The following is a 17,613-nucleotide window of genomic DNA, read 5'->3' on the forward strand; positions in this document are numbered from 1 at the left end:
AGGCATCGCCATAAGGCGATTACACCTCCTCCTCGGGTTTGAAGTTGGCGATAAAGCTGTCGATGTCAGCCTCGCTTGTGTCGGCCTTGGCAATGATGCCGATCAGGTGCCCAACCAAAAGCGTATCGCCTTCGTGGGCAACGCGGCGACGAAAGATGCCGTCGGCTGGTGCCTCGCAGGAATTGGTGATTTTCTCGGTTTCGATGCCGACCACCTCGTCGCCTTCTTGGACCTCATCACCGGCTTTCACCTGCCAGTCGACGACTTTTCCTTCGGTCATCGTCATGCCCAGTTTCGGCATGACGATTGCGATGATTTCCTGACCCGCCATTACTTTACCCCCATAACCGCACGAATTGCAGTCTGAATGCCATCGACACTCGGCAGATACGCTTTCTCGAGATTTGGCGCGAACGGCACCGGCGCATGTGGCGGCGTTACCCGTTTGATCGGGGCCTTGAGCGCGTCAAAGGCATGTTCCGCAACGATTGCCGAAATGTCGGAGGCCATGCCACAGCGCGGCGATGCCTCGTCGACAACAATCAACCGTCCGGTCTTTTTCACCGACGCGATGATCGCTTCCTCATCAAGGGGCGATGTCGTGCGGGGGTCCAGCAACGTACACTCGATCCCGTCCTTGGCCATCTCGTCTGCTGCGGCCTTGGCACGTCCGACCATCATCCCAATCGCGACGATGGTGACATCCTTGCCCTCGCGGACAGTGCGCGCTTGGCCGAATGGAATTGTATAGGGCTCGTCTGGCACTTCTTCTTTGTCGTCAAACATCGTGTTGTGTTCGAAAAAGATGACCGGATCATCATCCCGGATCGCCTGCGTCATCAGGCCCTTGGCCTCGTAGGGGGAGGAGGGGATGACAACCTTTAGCCCCGGTATATGGGTCAGCATGGGATACAGGCTTTGGCTGTGCTGGCTCGCGCCACCGAAACCCGCACCATAAAGCGTGCGCACCACACAAGGCGTTTTCGCTTTGCCACCAAACATATAGCGGAATTTGGCCATCTGGTTCATGATCTGGTCGCCGCAAACCCCGAAGAAGTCGATAAACATCAACTGAGCGACGGGACGCAAACCGGTCAGCGCGGCACCTGCCGCTGCACCAATGAAAGCGCTTTCAGTAATGGGGGTGTCCAGCACCCGCTCGCGGCCGAATTCAGGCATCAACCCTTTGGTCGCGCCAAGCACACCGCCCCAAGCATCTTGTTCGCCACCCGATCCCATACCACCGGCAATGTCTTCGCCCAGTAGGATAACTGTGGGGTCGCGACGCATCTCGTCACGCATGGCTTCATTGAGGGCTTCGCGAAATGATTTTACAGACATAATGTTTCTCCGAATTCCAAGATCAATAAGACAAATAGACGTCAGTGGTGAGAGTTGAGAGGTCCGGGGGCGGGGCGGCTTTGGCCTCTTTGACGGACGCGTCAATCAGGGTTTCCACCTCTTTATCGATCGCATCGAGATCTTCGATTTTCAGCATGCCGCCGCCAGTTGTGCGCGCTCGAAAGAACTTTAGCGCATCCAGATATCGGCGCTCGTCCTTGACCTCATCCAATGGCTTGTAGGACGACGCATCGCCCTCGAAATGGCCGTAGTAGCGGGTGAATTCGATATGGATAAAGCGCGGGCCAGTACCGCTGCGAATGGCTTCGACAGCCTCTTGCGCAGCGCGGTAAACCGCAAAGTAATCGTGGCCATCAACGCGCGTGCCTTCGATCCCGAACCCTTCGGCGCGGCGGACCGGATTGTTGCCGCCGATTGACCATGAACTTGACGTGGATTCCGCATAACCGTTGTCTTCGAGAACGAATAGAACCGGCAGGTCATAGACGCGGGCAAAGTTCATCGATTCAGCCGTCGTTCCCTGATTGAACGCGCCATCCCCAAAGAATGAAACCGAAAGACCACCGGTTTTCAGTGTCTTAGCGCTGAGCGCCGCACCGCAAGCAAGGGGCGACCCGGCACCGACGATACCGTTTGCACCCAGCATGCCAACGTCCAGATCAGCAATGTGCATTGAGCCGCCCTTGCCGGCACAAAGACCGTCAGCGCGCCCGTAAATCTCTTTCATCATGCCTTTGACATCGCAGCCTTTGGCGATGGCATGGCCGTGACCGCGGTGGGTACTGGCAACGGTGTCGTGCTCGCCAAGCTGCTGGCAAACCGCTGTCGCGGACGCTTCTTCACCTGCGTACAGATGGACGAAACCGGGGATTTGACCCGTCATGAATTCTTTGTGCACACGCTCTTCGAATTCGCGAATGGTGCGCATGGTGCGGTAGCCTTCGAGCAGTCCTTGTTTATCGATTTTCATGGTCACGTCTTCCTTCTCCGGTGTTTCTGCGAATTGGGGGTTATTCAGCGGCGGCGGTCTGTTTGGCCGCAAATTCGTCATAGGCGCGCATCGCTTCGACGCCATAAACGGACGAGGGGCCTCCCCCCATCAACAGCGTAACGGCAATCATCTCGGCCACTTCCTCACGGGTCGCACCCGCTTTCAGGACGGCTTGGGCATGATGTGCCAAACAGCCGTCGCAGCGGACTGTGATACCGATGGCAAATGCGATCAGCTCTTTTGTTTTGGTGGAAAGGACGCCGTCCTTGGTCGCCGCAACCATCAAATCCTGAAAGCTGGAAGCGGGGCCGGGGATGGCCTTGGCCAGGTTGCCAAAGCCGCTGTGATACTCACTTGCGATTGTAGAATAGTCTTTCACGGTCGTGCTCCGATTGTTTCCACTAAAGGAACAAAAGCACATGACTGGGCGTCTTGAATTGATATCGATCAAGGGCTCTGAGGGGGGCAGGACGGTGCCGGGCGCAACATCCTGCGGTCGGCGCGCTATCGCATACTCAGCGTGATGCCTAACGCTGTCGCGACGCCTGCACCCAATGCAATAAGGGAGAGTTTGCGTGGTTCGCGTTCTGCCATCGGTAGAAGGTGCGTCGCGCCAACATAGAACAGGGCACCCGCTGACAGTGCCAGCAGGTTTCCCACCAAAGGTTTACCGGCGGAGGTGATCCACCAATAGGATGACAGCGTGCCGATTGGCGTTGTCGCAGCGGCCGCACCAAAGGCAAGCCAGAAGGCGCGTTTGTCGCTGAACCCGCTTTTCAGTAGTAGAACATAGGTGATGATGCCTTCGGGGAATTCGTGCAGGACCATCCCTATCGCTGATAACGCCCCGGTGAAAAAGCTAACGGTAAAGGTGATCGAATACATCACGCCGTCAATCAGCGAATGAAATCCGATGCCCAGCATGGTGACAAGGCCGATTGCATAATCTGCCGTCGTCGGCTTGTCGCAAACCTGTGTTGTCAGAAACCGGTTCAAGAAATGCATCACCAGATATCCGGCCAGCATCAGAACCGGGCCTTGGCTGCTCAGCTCGATGCTTTTGGGCATCAGGTGCAAAAACGAGACCGCAATCAGCACGCCGGCGGCGAAGCATGCAAAATACACGGCGTTCTGGCGACCCCAGTCGCTGAAACGTCGTGCGATCATAATGCCCACCGTCGTAACCAGCCCCGCAAGGAGACTGACCCAGACTGCCGCCGGTACTAATGAAACCGCGTTCAATGGCTTACTTACGTTGCTTTGGTGGTGTCAGCGCGTCACGTCCAAGACCACCTTGTTTTGTTGGCGGCGTTTTGTCGGTGTCGATGTCCCCGACAAGCGTATCCAATGCCTGCAATATCTGTTGCAGCATCGCGCCGTTTCGTGCGGGCATGCCTTCTTCCTCGGCGACGCTGACTTCGCAGGCGTCATATTCCCACCGGCGAAGGATTTCGACCTTTTGCGGGTCCGTCAACGTCGGATCAGCCAATACAGTCGCAGGCGAAGGGAAAACAGCGGGCGGATCAAGCAGGGCTTTTTTCAGGAGATCTTGGTCCATTACAGTGCCTCGCTTGAAAGAGGGAACAGGGCTGTATTTGCCGTTCCACGACGTTCCCGGTCACCTTGGCCAGCAATACCACTGAAAGGTGTCCCAGATGCTTTAATGGCAGAAAACGTCTCGCCGTTTAGGGAGCCCAACATCTGCCCAGTCCCTTTGTACGTGACCTTATTCATCGCCGCTCTCCTTCTCCAAGGCTTGTTTCTATTGCGGGCATTCACAGGGCCAAATCTGGCTGATGCACTGCCGCACCTTCTCATACGTCGCTGCGGGAAAGACGGTATTGATGTATCTCAATTGGCTGACCTCTGAACGATCCATATCGGCACCGTACCAGTGCTGATCGTGCAGGTTCTTGGCGGCTCAGGATGAAACCCGCCATCACACCGAAAACAGCCGCCTGAATTCGACCGCTGGACCCCTTGGAAATTGATCCATGTCATGAGGCCGATGTTTTCATGCAGTAGTCAGGGATGACGATTTCAATCAGACCACTTCGCGCAAACTAAAGGAGACGATCAAATGAAGGGCTTTGCTGACAACATCGAAAAGCTGACTGAGGAAAACAACAACTTCCGACAAGTTCTCTATACGGGTCAGAATATCCAGCTGGTTTTAATGGCGCTCCAACCGGGAGAAGACATCGGCGAAGAAGTTCATGAAGATCGCGATCAGTTTTTTCGTTTCGAGCAGGGCACCGGTGAAGTCAGAATTGACGGTGTCGCCAATCAGGTAAGCGCTGATGATGGTGTGATCGTGCCCGCAGGTGCCTTGCATAACGTCGTAAATACGGGATCAACGCCACTACGGCTCTACACGATCTATGGCCCGCCAGAGCATCTTGATGGGACCATTCACAAGTCGAAAGCGGACGCGGATGCGTCACACGAACATTTCGACGGACGTACAACGGAATGAGCTAACAGCGCTGCGCGAATGGCCATCTTGGATGGTGATCTTGCCCCAGCTTTCACAGCTAGCAAGAACACGCATCCATTACCTTTCGCGCAGCGCTTCACCGGCTTTGTTAAACGGCTTCATGAAATATTGCATCACCGTCCGTGACCCCGTGTGGATATCAACAGTGGTCACCATACCGGGTGAAATCGGAAAGCTGCCGCCTTTGCCGTCTTTGAGTTCAAAGTTTTCGCTTTCTACGTAAACTCTGTAATACATGATTTCGGGGTTCAGCTCGTCGCGGATCGTATCTGCAGATATTGACCGGACGCTGCCCTCGAGCGTTCCATAGATCGCCGGATCATAGGCGCTGATTGTCACCACGGCCCGCAACCCCGGCCGAATGAATGCGACGTCGCGCGGCTCTATCCTTGCTTCGACCAACAAAAGATCGTCGAGGGGGATGATCGTCATCAAAGCGCCGTTGGGCGGCAGGACGCCGCCTTTTGTGGCGACTTCGATATTCTTTACAATACCGCGAAGGGGGGACCGGATCGTCATTCGATCAAGCCGGTCCTGAAGCCTTCTTTGCTCGGCGCTTAATGCGTCGATCTCGGAAAGCGTCTCGGTCAGGTCCTCGCGTGCCAGAACGTAATGTTCGTGCCTGATGTCTTCTCGCTTCATGTTTAGATCGATAATCTGCTGCTCTAACCGTGACGCTTCGATGCTTGAGGACGCGCCAGACAGGTTCAACCTTTTGACCTTGGCGAGTTCATCCTCGATCAGATTGCGAGATTGTTCGATCAGGGCCAGATAATTGGTGCGGCTGTTTTTCCGTGCCTCGAACAACGCCGTTTCCGATTTGGTCAGGTCTGGATAGTTTGACAGGGACGGGCTGAACGCCAACGCGCCATCTGTCACTTCTGCCTGCAAACGCGCGACTTTGGCCAATAGCGCACGCAGCCTGCCACTGGTTTCATCCACCGCCGCAGCAGTTCCGGTCTGATCAAGCGTTGCAAGGATTTGCCCCGCCTCTACGATCTGGTCGGTGCGCACATGAAGGTTGCTCAGAATACCACCTTCGAGCGACTCGATCGTCTGCTCTTGCAGGATTGGCACGACTTGCCCCTGAGCGCTTGTTACCTCGTCCAGCTTGGCAAGATATGCCCAGACACCAAAGCTCGCAAAACATGCAGCGATCAGCCAGACGGCAAGGCTTTGCAGGCGGAAAGTGCTTTGGTGCGCTTCGCCGGATAATCGGCCGGTCTCTCCGAAATAGAATGTCATTGTTTTTGCTCCTGCATTTTCCGCAGGACATCGTCACGCGGGCCGTCAAGAATGATGCGCCCCTTATCGACAATCAGAAGGCGGTCGACGAGTTGCAGCACGCTTTGGCGATGGGTCGCGATGACAAGGGTCCGGCCTGTGGAGGCGTAAGCCAGATGGGCGATGAACTGCTTTTCAGTCGTTGAATCCATCGCCGACGTCGGTTCGTCCAGCAAAAGCACCGATGGGTTCCGGATCAAAATGCGCGCCAGAAGGATGGACTGCCGCTGGCCGCCGGACATCCCTGCGCCGCCTTCAAGTATTTGATAATCCCAACCTTTCGCGAACCGGTTCAAAAACCCGTCCCCGCCCGCAGCATTCAGCGCTAGGTTCAACTCATCATCCGTGGCGGTGGGATTTCCCATCAACAGGTTTTCGCGCAGGGTCCCGTAAAACAGGTGAGAGGTCTGGCTAAGGAGGGACACATCGCGACGCAAATCTGCCGGATCAAGGGTATTCATGGAAATACTGTCCAGCCGCAGCTGACCTGTTTCGGCCTGCATTTGCCCTGACATCGCCGCCAACAGCGAAGATTTTCCCGCACCATTCCGCCCAAGGATACCGATGCGTTCGCCGGCGTTGATTTGCAGCCCCGCAACGTTAAGCGCCTCGGGAAGGTCGGGCCGGTGTTTGAAAACGGCGTTCTCGAATACATAGTCGCCGTTGATCCGCGACAGGCTGACACGTGTTTCGTCTTCGGCGTAATCAAGGGGAAGATCCACAATACCTTTCAGCCCCGCAGCCCCGATCCGCGCTTGTTGTACTCGGGCAAGCACCGATGAAATCTGGCTCATCGGGGCCATCATCCGCGCGCCCAAGATCGATGCGCCGACCAATGTACCTGTGGTGATGTCGCCGGCCATAACGAGCGGGGCACCAAGCGCGACAACGCCTGCATAGACACTTTGCTGCACAATCTGGGTCCAGGACATCAGGCCCGAAATCAGTCGTTGCTCCCGTGATTGCTGTTTCGCCGTCACGGCAGAGGTCTGTCGCCAGATGCCCTGAAACCGTTCTTCGGCCTGAAGCGCCTTGATATCATCAATGCCCTGGATCGCCTCGACCAGCACGGCATTGCGCAGCGCGCTTTCCCGCTGGGCCTGTTGGGCGGCGCTTTTCAGCTTTGGCTGCAACACAAGACCGGGCACAAGGATCACCAAAAGCGCGACAAGGGGGATCACGATAAGCTGTCCGGCGATCATCCAGAAGATAAAGCAGAACAACAAGAAGAACGGCAAATCCATCACCACGCCGACCGAGGTGGACGTCAGCACCTCTCGCATTTTGTCGATGTCGCGCATCTGCGAAATGAAGCTTCCGGTCGATGCGGGCCTGCGGTCGGACCTGATCCGCAACGCGCGTCCAAACACCAGATTGGACAGCGATTGACCGGCGTCTTGCCCCAGCTTGTCCAATAGGACCCCGCGCAGCACGCGCAGCAGGAATTCAAATGTATAGGCAATAGCGACCCCGCCGAACAACACGGCAAGGGTGTTCATTGACTGCGCAGGAATGACGCGGTCATAGACCTGCGTCGAAAAAAGGATGCCGCTCAGGCCCAGCATATTCACCATAACAGAGGCGAGGATCACCGTGAGATAGGGGGCAAGCGAGGGAAACAAAATCTTGCGCAGCCAGTTTTTCCGGGCTGGCGCGATATAGGCGTCAATTCTGGCGTCAGGCAGACTGCGACGCGGGCGCACTTTCCAGAGACGGGCACCAGGTTCCAGCAACTGGGTCAGAGGCATCTCGTTCCGGTCGGTCTCTGTCCGCGAAAAGCTGACGAATTCGGCAGTGCCGTCTTGGGAAAGGCTTTCGATAACAAGGGTTTGCCCGTCAGGGCGCACCAGGATTAGCGGACATGCAAAGGCATCGATTTTTTTTGGGTTTGCAGCAATCGACGTGAATGCCAGACCGACCTGTTCACCAATGGTCGCAATATGATCCGATGCATTTTCCGCGCTCCACGCGAAGCTGGAACGTACGGCCTGCTCGGAAAAGCTTAGGCGGAAACTGCGTGCAACATAGCGCAGCGCGAGGATGCTATCGCCGGCCGTGTCCGCTGCATGTGCGGCCTGATCGATCAGCCCTTGTGTTGTGATATCCAATGTCATGGCGCAAGGATCAATCCGAACAGAACCCGGTCGGTCAGGCCGAACGCCGAGAGGACCGCGCCCGATGCCTTGAGGCATTCAATCTGGGCAATGGCGTGGTCTGTACGTGAAAACGCAATATCCTGACGCACCTGATAGTATTCTTCTTCTGCATCCAGAAGATCGTTCAGGGACCGGCTGCCAAGTTGCAGGTACTGGCTTTGGTAAAGCGCGCGGGTATCGTCAAGCAAAACAGCCTGCCGTTCCAATGACCCGATGATGACAGATGCATCTTCGGCGTCTGACACCGCGTCGTCAAAGTCGTTTCGTGCGTCTTCGGTTTCCGACTGTATTCGGGCGGCGGCGGCGTTCATGTCACGAACCGCCGAAGCCGACTGGGCCCGCGCGGCACCGCCCTGAAACACGGGGGCGGAAACGCCGATATTCACACCGACGCGCGTGCTGGCACGCGATCCGGAATCCGGCGTTGTGCTCGCCTTGAGAGAAATAACAGGAAGCCGCGATTTCTGCGCGTCTTCCATCACGGTTTGCGAGGTGGAATAATCGAGGCGCGACATCAGAACGGCGGGGATTTGATCCAGTGCAGGCGCTGTGCCGCAACCGGGTGTTGTCTTGGTCATTGGCACATTCAAAAGCGCCCGCGATACGCCCGTCCGACGTTCCAGATCACGCCGTGCCGCATTCTGCGCGACCTGCACCTGAAGCAAGATCGTCTCGGCAGTTTGCACGCGCCGTCTTGCTTCCAAACCACCGGTCACATCCGCCAGCCCCTCGCTCTCGCGTTCGCTGATAAGGGTGCTGATCCGCGTCATGGTGGTAAGCCGCTCTTGGGCTTCGGTCGCTTCGGCACCAAGGCCCTTGTATCGTGCTTGGGCGATCGCTGTTTCGGCAAGGTTGTCGATGACGGTATCCAGAAATTCCAGATGCGCATATTGCGCTGCCAGTTCCCCGCGCGACACCGCACGGCGCGTTCTGCCGAAATCATACAGCAACTGCGTTCCGGTCAGCTGGGGGCGGACTTTTGCTTGATCATCACCAAGAACACCGCCCGAAATACCAAGGGATAATTGCGGAAGGTAACCCGATTGCGCCACGCCGATCCGCGCCAAAGCGCTTTCGAAATTCTCAGCAGCGGCCAGGATTTCCGACTGCGTTTCCAGCGTGCCTTTTACCAAGGCCGGTAGGCCGTCCATGCCTTTAACATTGGGGGCAGGAACGGATGCGCCGCTGGACTTGAACTGTAGCGACGGGCCGGATGTATTGCTTGTGGCATAGGCCGGTTTCAGGCGTTGGACGTCCTGAGAGACTTCTGAACAACAGCTGAGAAACAATGTCGATGCCACACAAATGACGGTGCGCACTGATTTTTGAAAGGTAAATGACTTCTTCAAAACGGCACAGTTTAATCCTCTGTTCAGGAAAATATTCACCCGATCGGGGGGTGTTGTTCCGATGCGGGGGGGCGCTGCCGTCACGACCAGATAGGTTGGTCGTGACGGCACAGGCACCGGGTTCTAGATTGAGGGTCTAGATGATGTCGACGTTGACCTGCTCGTCGATGTTCAGCGTCGCAGTGCCGCCGAAATCATAGATGTCATAGGTCGTTGTCCCGACAGTGGTGGTGCCAACGATGGTGGCCTCACCCGAGATGGTGACAGTGTCGCCCTGGTCGCCGTCAACAAACAGCTCGTTTGCCGCGTCGGTCAGATCGATGATGGACGCCTGATCAAGGGTTACCTCATTGGCACCTGTGCCCGAGATCGACAACACTTCGACATCGTTCACATTCGCCGGATTGACGTAATCCGCCGAAAGCGCATCCACGAAATCGAGAGAGATCGCTTCGCCGTCAAGCAACAGGGTGTCGGTTCCTTCACCACCGTTATAGGTGTCGTTGTCACCCGCCCGATAGATCATGTTATCGTCACCGGCACCGCCGTTCAGTACGTCATCGCCAGCACCGCCACGCAACCAGTCGTTGCCGCCGTTGCCGTTCAGCACATCATCGCCTGCAAATCCGTATAGACGATCATCACCTTCGGTTCCCTCCAGCGTGTCGTTGCCAGTGGTGCCTTCGATGACGACGCTTTCCTCGGGCAAGAGCGCGTCAAGATCCAGAAGGCCGGCAGACGTGGATGTAGAGACCGTTCCTTCGTCATCTATCGCGGTGACCGTCGTGATCGGCAAAACACCCAGCCCAAGAACATCACCCTCGACCGAGAATGTTCCCAACAGTTCATTGACAGCCAAGTTGTCGATGACGCCACCATCAATGCTGGTGATCGTCAGGGTGCTGGAACCACCCACAAGTCCCAAAAGGCCGGGATCTTCAGAATAGGCCACTTGCAAGCCAAGCTCATTTGCGAGTTCTACCGAATAGGTAAAGCTGTCACTGCCCAGCAATCCACCCACGTCCGCGATGGCAAGGACTTCAACCGCCACCGATTGCAGGTTGCCATCGGGATCGACGACCGTGAAGGCTTGGTTTGCCAGCCCCAGGTCTTCTACCCCATCTTGACCGGGAACGCCGGTAAGGTCCAAGGGCGTGCCGACCGCCGAAACCGGTCCGGATCCTTCCAGATACTCGATGGTCTTGGATGCAGTTGAGGTGTTTCCCGCAGTATCCGTAGCGGTAACGACGATGGGATAGGTCCCCTCGGCTGTGATCGGTGAACCGGTCGCATCCAGCGTCCAATCCCCTGTATCAGGGTCAATCGTCAACAAGGGGTCGCCTTCAACGTAGGTAGTCCCGTTGAATGTGACACTCAAGGTATTCCCATCCCCAAGGTCGAAGGTACCGGTAATCACCAGCGTGTCGTCCGAGGTGACGTAATCCGAACTGTCGACGCCATCATCATCCGAGATACCTGTGATCGATACCGTGTCGCCGTCACCGTCATTGTCGGCTGAGGCATCGATGGTCACCGTCTCGGGCGCGCTGGTGGAGGTATTGCCCGCCGCGTCGGTCGCGGTGACGGTGACAGGGTAATCGCCATCGGCAAGGGTCGGCAGCGTGTCATCGGCCAGCGTCCATGTACCGTCGCCATTGTTGGTGGCGGGGTAGTCGATGCCATCGACGGTCACAACGACAGTGGCGGCAGGATCATCAACTGTGCCGGTCAGCTCGGGCGTTGCATCGTTGGTGCTAAGCGCATCGACGGTGGCAACGGGGGCCGCTGTATCGATGCTGATGGTCAAAGGCGCGCTTGTCGACGTATTGCCCGCCGCATCGGTTACGGTGACGGTGACAGGGTAGTCGCCATCGGCAAGTGTCGGCAGCGTATCATCGGCGAGCGTCCAAGTACCGTCGCCATTGTTCGTGGCGGGGTAGTCGATGCCATCGACGGTCACCACCACAGTTGCGGCAGGATCGTCGACTGTGCCGGTCAGTTCCGGTGTCGCATCATCAGTGCTAAGCGCGTCGACCGCGGCATTGGGTGCCGCTGTATCGATAGTGATGGTCAAAGGCGCGCTGGTGGACGTATTGCCCGCGGCATCGGTTGCGGTGACGGTGACAGGGTAGTCGCCATCGGCAAGGGTCGGCAGCGTATCATCGGCCAGCGTCCATGTACCGTCGCCATTGTTGGTGGCGGGGTAGTCGATGCCATCGACGGTCACAACGACAGTGGCGGCAGGATCATCAACTGTGCCGGTCAGCTCGGGCGTTGCATCGTTGGTGCTAAGCGCATCGACGGTGGCAACGGGGGCCGCTGTATCGATGCTGATGGTCAAAGGCGCGCTTGTCGACGTATTGCCCGCCGCATCGGTTACGGTGACGGTGACAGGGTAGTCGCCATCGGCAAGGGTCGGCAGCGTATCATCGGCGAGCGTCCAAGTACCGTCGCCATTGTTGGTGGCGGGGTAGTCGATGCCATCAACGGTTACGACGACAGTGGCGGCAGGATCATTAACGGTGCCGGTCAGCCCCGGTGTTGCATCGTTGGTGTTCGACGCGTCTAATGTTGCTTGGGGAGCGGTCGTGTCGCCGTCACTGGCATCGCCGCTTATGATACGGCTGTTGGCAGAACCGCCTCCGGTGCCCGTGCTCAACGTGCTCAACGTGTTTAACTGGTCTTGGGAAGCGGCAGCGCCGCTCGCGGCGTCATCACCACCCGCACTGGCAGCTGCTACTGCAGCGCCAACCCCGGCCAAGCCCAACGCGGCGAGGCCTGCGCCGCCCAATACTGCTTCGCTTGCGGGGACCAGAGCGAAACCTCCGGCGGACAGAAGTTCCAGCGTGAAAATGGCACCATCGTCTTCTCTGAAGTAGATGGTGATCTCTTCTGGGGAGGAATAGTAGTCTTCAATGGAGATAATTTCACCATTGCGCATCTCGATCACCAAAGCGGTACCGCTGCGTCTCATCTTTGCGATATCTTCAACGCTTTCATGCATTGTTACGCGCGCATGCTCTGTCGCTGCGGCGTCAAAGGTTACGACTGATGTCTCGCCCTTTTGGGCGATGTCCGTCACGTCAGGTGTGCGCGATGTGATCTTCATTGGTAGTCATCCTGTTTCATGTAAGTGAACGCCGGTTCTGCGCTCGTAGGTTGTTCATCGTTTTTCTGTGAGGCGTGTCCTTATAGTTGTACTGAAACAGTCGGATGGATAAGTCGGCAGGAGCGTAGACACGGCTCCCGTAGGTATCATCGTCCTATACTTTTGGATCGCGGGTTAAGCTTTCGGCGTATAAACCTAGCGATAAAGCCGCAGTAAATTGAGGTACCCTTGGATTTGGAGAGGCTTTGCCTCGTAGTTCCGGAACCGGGGAAAAGCGCGGTTGCGACGGGGCATTTGCGAACCAAAGGGGGCGTCGCGGCGTCGTATTATGTGCAAGCCGTTAAGGAATTCGACGGGACATCCCAGCCGACCTGCGCACCCGTCCGGACGGGAGCCTGATCAGGTCAGCTTTTTGGCCTTAAGGAACCTGTCCACAGCTGGGTTGTCGTGAAAATGAGATGTCGGGTGAGACCGGAAGGTTAGCGCTACAACGCGACTGGCGTGCGGCGTTACGGGATGCGTCAGTTTTCGCCAGATGTTGAGATATTAAAAAATCAACTGCAGATTGATTTTATTAACGCTTGCAACTTGGTTAACTTGGTCGACTTATGCTAGGACCAATCGGTGAGGTGATCGTTCGAACCAGTTTTCCGTGCAAGCAAGAGCATTGCTAACGTCTTGGTTAGGACAAACTTTCACCACAACCGCGTGATTTTTATCGCCTGTAAAATTGAGGCTTAGGCAGAGACGATGATAACATGCTTTGACGGAATACTAATGAACCCTATTTTTTTAGGTGTTCTGAGTGTCGGCGCGGTGGCTGCTTTTGTCATGGTCTGGATGCTGAAATACCAAAGTTTTAACGCGAAACCCTATTACGCAATCGCCTTCGTGGCGTTGATTTGGACCCTCGTTGTCGTTGGCGCAGAAGCTGCTTCGGACAGTTTTCTATGTCAGTACCGATTGGCGATTCTGGCTTGGTTGGGCAACGCGACAGTACCGGTCGCCTGGTGTTTTTTTGTTTTTGGCTACGTCGACAATGCGTCTTGGACCAAAAAACGCAGCGTTTATTTGGTGCCCGTCATCGTCACTGTCGCGGTCTTTACCTTTGCGGCGACAAACCAGTGGCACCACCTTGTTTACGATGAAGCGACAGGCATGTTGCCGGGCCAAAACCATGTCACCTATGTTCACGGGCCGGGGTTTTATGCGATCATCGCGACCTTATACTCTTTCGTGATCGCGACCCTTTGGTGCCTTTTCCGGGCCTTTCTGCGCTCAAATTACTCAGCTTGGCCGTTGCTGGGGACGTTGGTCGTGGTGACCATAACCCCGCTTGCGACGAACGCGGCCTATGTCACCGTGGGTTTCACGATTTTCGGCCTCGATCCCACGGCGTTTATGTTCACAGTTGCCGTCATCGCCTTTAGTTCGTTGCTGGTGATGAACAAAACGTTGGATATGGCCACTGTCGGGCCGTCGATCCTGTTCGACACAATGAGCGAACCTGTCGTTTTGATCGACCGGGCGCACAATATCGTACAGATGAATACAGCGGCAAAAAACAGCGAATTGCACGATGGGGCAGGGCACCTGTTAAGCGAGGTGTTGAAGAATATCGACCGATCCAATGCCTCGGCAAAAGTTGGGAATTTCAAGATCGGCCAGCGGTTTTACGAAGCAAGAACGCAGGAAGTCGCAAACCCCCTTGATCCCGATCGTGCCATTCTGGGATGGAGCGTCACTTTCGTCGACATCACAGAGAGCATGGCGATCAGCGCGGCGTTAGAGACAGCGCTTCAAGCGGCAGACGAGGCGAACCAAGCGAAAGACGAGTTTATCTCGGTGGTGAGCCATGAAATGCGGACACCTTTGACCTCGCTTACCGGTGGTTTGGCGCTGGCGCTGAGTGACCGTTTCGGCGATGTCTCTGCCCCTATGAAATCTTTGCTTGAGATCGCGCACAGGAACGGGGTCCGGCTGTCGCGGTTGGTGGATAACATCCTTTTGGCCCAGAAAATCGATATTGGCGCGTTGCCCTTGGACGAAAAACCCGTGGATCTGGGCGATCTGCTGGATGAGAGCCTTGAGGAAAACAAGATGTTCGCATCGACGCGGGGCGTGCGTTTTGTCACCGCAAAAATCGATAGCTCGGCGATCATTGTGGGCGACGCCTTTGCCCTGCGTCAGATCGTTGACAACCTTGTTTCGAACGCCATCAAGTTTTCAAAGGAAAACGGCGTGGTCGAAGGCGCATTGGCGATTGAAAATGGGCGCGCCAGACTGTCGATCAAGGATTCAGGTCGCGGTATTCCCGGAGGGATGGAAAGCCAGGTTTTCGGCCACTTCGAGCAGGTGAAAAATGGCGGGCAGTTCTCGACCCAGGGGTCCGGGCTTGGCCTGCACATTTCGAAAAAGCTGGCCCAACAGATGTCGGGGGATGTTTTCTATGACAGCCAAGTCGGTGTCGGCTCAACGTTTCATGTTGAATTCGAGCTGGTAGATGACACAGCATAAAGCCCGAAAAACGCATAGGTAAATGGGGCACGGGGATGTGAATAACGTCTACGCGCTCAGAACTGCTTGCTTGAACAGTTGATCCGCGGCCAAGGGGCTGTGCCGATCTGTCAGCATGCTTTGTTTGCTGACCGCCACTGCGACGGTGTTTGCCCGGTGACACGTGCAAATTCGCGGTTGAAATTGGATTTCGTCGCAAATCCTGCCGCCAGCGAAATGGCCAGAACGGTTTCGTCTGTCTCGCGCAGTAGGCTGCAGGCTTCCTTGATCCGGTACTCGTTAACAAATTGCGAAACGCTCATGTGTTTGATGCGGTTCACGGCGTTCGAGACCTGCCGATCCGGAACGCCAAGACGCCGGGACAACCGTCGCAGGCTGAGATCTTCGGTGGTATGCAGCCGGTCGCGGTCAAAAAGCGTTTCGAGACGTTTCAAAATCTCTTCATCCGCCTCCGTCACATCCTGCGTTGGCAACTGGGGCGTTTCTATTTCCTTGTCGGGGGCAGCAGCAGCCTTGCCAAACAATGCTGACACGCCGATCACCAGAACAAAGAATGTTTGGGCAAAAGTCAAAACAAGGCCGGCATTACGCCCGTCGGTTTTGATGAAATCATAGATCACATAGACATCCGTCAGCCCCGAGGCGATGAGCATGGCCCCCGTCAGCCCCATCGCCATCAAGATTTCACGCGCATCATTGATCGGGGACAGTGTCAGCTGGTCTTCGCCCCGCCAATAAAGCCGCAACAACACCGCCCCAAAGCCAAGATATGTCATCAGGATCAACGGATCAGCGAGGGATGGCGCGACGGCCAACACGGCCCAATTGACGGCAACAACCGCCAAGGGCCACCATTGCAGGCCCCGCTGCCGCCCCGACAGTGTTTGATATGCCAGATAAGCCACCGCTGGCAGAACCGGTGCAAGCACGGCCATTACGATTGCCGCGCCACTGATGCCATAGCCCCAGCGTAGTGAGGTGAGCAGTGATTGTATGGCATAAAGCGCGATCAACCCCGCGAACAGCTGATGCGGGCGTGCGGTCATATCGCGGCTCGACACAAAGCGCGCGAACACGAACACCAGCACCAGCGTGGCGAACAAGGGCAGGGGGACGAATAGCATATTGTCTGGACTTCGATCGTTTCAGATAGGCCCGACGATATACTTGATCGCGTATCAGGACGACCTCTATCGCGTTTCAGGACGCGGGTTCCGGGCGGGTGTACCATATCTGGTGCATCACAAACTCAGAAGCCGGAGAGCCCCGATGTCAAAGTTCAGAACCATTCTCAAAGCCACCGCTTGCGCCGCCGTGCTTGGCCTCGCCGGATGGGGGACCTATGAGGTGCTGCGCCCTGCCTATGACGGCAACGCCGGGATCACCTATGGCAAAGCCTATGCGCCGGTCCGCGAGGATACGATTTCGTTCCACATCTGGTACCCCGCAACATCGGGCGGAAAAGCGGTCACGGTTGGTGGCAACGGCGTGTTCTATGGAACGCCAGCGGGGCGTCGTGCACCGCATCAACAGGGGCCGTTTCCGCTGGTTATCATATCCCACGGGGCGGGCGGCAATGCCGGGCAATTTGGCTGGATCGCGTCCGAACTGGCACAGGCGGGGTTTGTTGTTGTCCTGCCCAACCATCCCGGCACGACGACGGGTAATGCCTCGGCGCAGGCGGCTGTGCGCGTTTGGGAACGTCCGGCGGATATCTCTGCTGTTCTGGACGAGATCACCACCAACAGCGATGCCTATCCCTATATCGACACGGGCCGCATTTCGATGCTCGGGTTTTCGGCCGGGGGGTATACGGCACTGGCTGTGTCCGGTGCGCGGGTTGATCCGGACCGGTTGCAGGGGTTTTGCGATGACACGGATCACGGCATGTCCGATTGCGCCTTTCTTGCGCATTTCGGGGTTGATCTGCATGCGATGGATCTGTCACCCGCATCGCAGGATTTGCGTGATCCAAGGATATCAAACGCGGTGGTTATCGACCCGGGTATTGTCAGCACCCTCACCAACACCAGCTTGGCCGCGATCGATATCCCGATGCTGATGATAAATCTGGGCGACGAAGATAAAGTGCCCGCAGGCGTCTACGCCCGCCCCGCCGCAGAACAGATCGCGGGGTCGACATATGCCATCGTCCCTGACGCGACGCATTTCAGCTTCCTCGCTGAATGCAAAGCGGCAGGTGCCCGAATATTAGAGAACGAAGGCGAGATGGATCCGTTATGCGACGATGCGGGCGGGCAAAGCCGTGCTGATATCCATGAAACGCTTGTGACCCTGATTACAGGGTACCTGCAGGCTTGGGCCATAGATTGAACGATCACGAACAG

At 56.5% G+C, this 17,613-nt stretch carries 15 protein-coding genes; 3 read left to right on the top strand and 12 right to left on the bottom strand.

All coding sequences use genetic code 11. The features are described 5' to 3' along the window. Positions 1–19: 19 nt before the first annotated feature. The 7 genes from KZZ06_RS01565 to KZZ06_RS01595 all read right to left on the bottom strand — a co-directional run bounded on the left by KZZ06_RS01565 (position 20) and on the right by KZZ06_RS01595 (position 4,087). Positions 20–331 (bottom strand): biotin/lipoyl-containing protein, encoded by a 312-nt coding sequence (locus tag KZZ06_RS01565; protein WP_219578266.1) that lies wholly within the window; start codon positions 329–331, stop codon positions 20–22. After that, positions 331–1,341 (bottom strand): alpha-ketoacid dehydrogenase subunit beta, encoded by a 1,011-nt coding sequence (locus KZZ06_RS01570; protein ID WP_219578267.1) that lies wholly within the window; start codon positions 1,339–1,341, stop codon positions 331–333. The genes KZZ06_RS01565 and KZZ06_RS01570 overlap by 1 nt, the downstream gene beginning before the upstream one ends. 22 nt (positions 1,342–1,363) lie before the next feature. Beyond that, positions 1,364–2,332: a thiamine pyrophosphate-dependent dehydrogenase E1 component subunit alpha gene (locus tag KZZ06_RS01575; protein ID WP_257884150.1), complete on the bottom strand. Its 969-nt coding sequence runs from the start codon at positions 2,330–2,332 to the stop codon at positions 1,364–1,366. A 40-nt stretch (positions 2,333–2,372) separates the two neighbouring features. Then, positions 2,373–2,732, bottom strand: a complete 360-nt coding sequence (locus KZZ06_RS01580; RefSeq protein WP_308339989.1) for a carboxymuconolactone decarboxylase family protein — start codon at positions 2,730–2,732, stop codon at positions 2,373–2,375. A 125-nt stretch (positions 2,733–2,857) separates the two neighbouring features. After that, a complete protein-coding gene (locus tag KZZ06_RS01585) occupies positions 2,858–3,520 on the bottom strand; it encodes a ZIP family metal transporter (RefSeq protein WP_219578270.1) in 663 nt (220 codons plus the stop codon). Positions 3,521–3,599: 79 nt separating this feature from the next. After that, on the bottom strand, positions 3,600–3,911 hold the full coding sequence (locus KZZ06_RS01590; protein ID WP_219578271.1) for a hypothetical protein: 312 nt from the start codon (positions 3,909–3,911) through the stop codon (positions 3,600–3,602). Continuing rightward, positions 3,911–4,087 carry a hypothetical protein gene (locus KZZ06_RS01595; protein ID WP_219578272.1) on the bottom strand — a complete coding sequence of 59 codons (177 nt, stop codon included), beginning with the start codon at positions 4,085–4,087 and terminating at the stop codon, positions 3,911–3,913. The genes KZZ06_RS01590 and KZZ06_RS01595 overlap by 1 nt, the downstream gene beginning before the upstream one ends. 346 nt (positions 4,088–4,433) lie before the next feature. Here KZZ06_RS01595 and KZZ06_RS01600 point away from each other — a divergent pair, with 346 nt between their 5' ends. Continuing rightward, positions 4,434–4,829, top strand: coding sequence for a cupin domain-containing protein (locus KZZ06_RS01600; protein WP_219578273.1), 396 nt, complete (start codon positions 4,434–4,436; stop codon positions 4,827–4,829). 78 nt (positions 4,830–4,907) lie between these two features. Here the strand turns inward: KZZ06_RS01600 and KZZ06_RS01605 are convergent, their stop codons facing one another. The 4 genes from KZZ06_RS01605 to KZZ06_RS01620 form a co-directional block, all read right to left on the bottom strand. Continuing rightward, entirely contained in the window at positions 4,908–6,095 is a 1,188-nt protein-coding gene (locus KZZ06_RS01605; RefSeq protein WP_219578274.1) for an HlyD family efflux transporter periplasmic adaptor subunit, read from the bottom strand. Beyond that, positions 6,092–8,248 carry a type I secretion system permease/ATPase gene (locus tag KZZ06_RS01610; RefSeq protein ID WP_219578275.1) on the bottom strand — a complete coding sequence of 719 codons (2,157 nt, stop codon included), beginning with the start codon at positions 8,246–8,248 and terminating at the stop codon, positions 6,092–6,094. The genes KZZ06_RS01605 and KZZ06_RS01610 overlap by 4 nt, the downstream gene beginning before the upstream one ends. After that, the gene (locus tag KZZ06_RS01615; RefSeq protein ID WP_219578276.1) at positions 8,245–9,639 is read right to left on the bottom strand and encodes a TolC family protein; all 1,395 of its coding nucleotides are present in this window, start codon (positions 9,637–9,639) and stop codon (positions 8,245–8,247) included. The genes KZZ06_RS01610 and KZZ06_RS01615 overlap by 4 nt, the downstream gene beginning before the upstream one ends. Before the next feature lie 136 nt (positions 9,640–9,775). Further along, on the bottom strand, positions 9,776–12,748 hold the full coding sequence (locus KZZ06_RS01620) for an Ig-like domain-containing protein (RefSeq protein ID WP_219578277.1): 2,973 nt from the start codon (positions 12,746–12,748) through the stop codon (positions 9,776–9,778). A gap of 777 nt (positions 12,749–13,525) precedes the next feature. On the opposite strand from KZZ06_RS01620, the gene KZZ06_RS01625 reads away from it, so the two are divergent. Beyond that, positions 13,526–15,265: a histidine kinase N-terminal 7TM domain-containing protein gene (locus tag KZZ06_RS01625; protein ID WP_219578278.1), complete on the top strand. Its 1,740-nt coding sequence runs from the start codon at positions 13,526–13,528 to the stop codon at positions 15,263–15,265. Positions 15,266–15,375: 110 nt separating this feature from the next. On the opposite strand, the gene KZZ06_RS01630 is transcribed toward KZZ06_RS01625, so the two are convergent. Then, on the bottom strand, positions 15,376–16,389 hold the full coding sequence (locus KZZ06_RS01630; protein ID WP_219578279.1) for an AraC family transcriptional regulator: 1,014 nt from the start codon (positions 16,387–16,389) through the stop codon (positions 15,376–15,378). Between the two features lie 145 nt (positions 16,390–16,534). Between KZZ06_RS01630 and KZZ06_RS01635 the strand changes: the two genes are divergently transcribed. After that, complete coding sequence (locus tag KZZ06_RS01635) at positions 16,535–17,599, top strand: alpha/beta fold hydrolase (RefSeq protein WP_219578280.1); 1,065 nt, start codon at positions 16,535–16,537, stop codon at positions 17,597–17,599. The last annotated feature ends 14 nt before the right edge of the window (positions 17,600–17,613 follow it).

This window comes from Sulfitobacter sp. CW3, assembly GCF_019392245.1.
Taxonomy (GTDB): Bacteria; Pseudomonadota; Alphaproteobacteria; order Rhodobacterales; family Rhodobacteraceae; genus Sulfitobacter.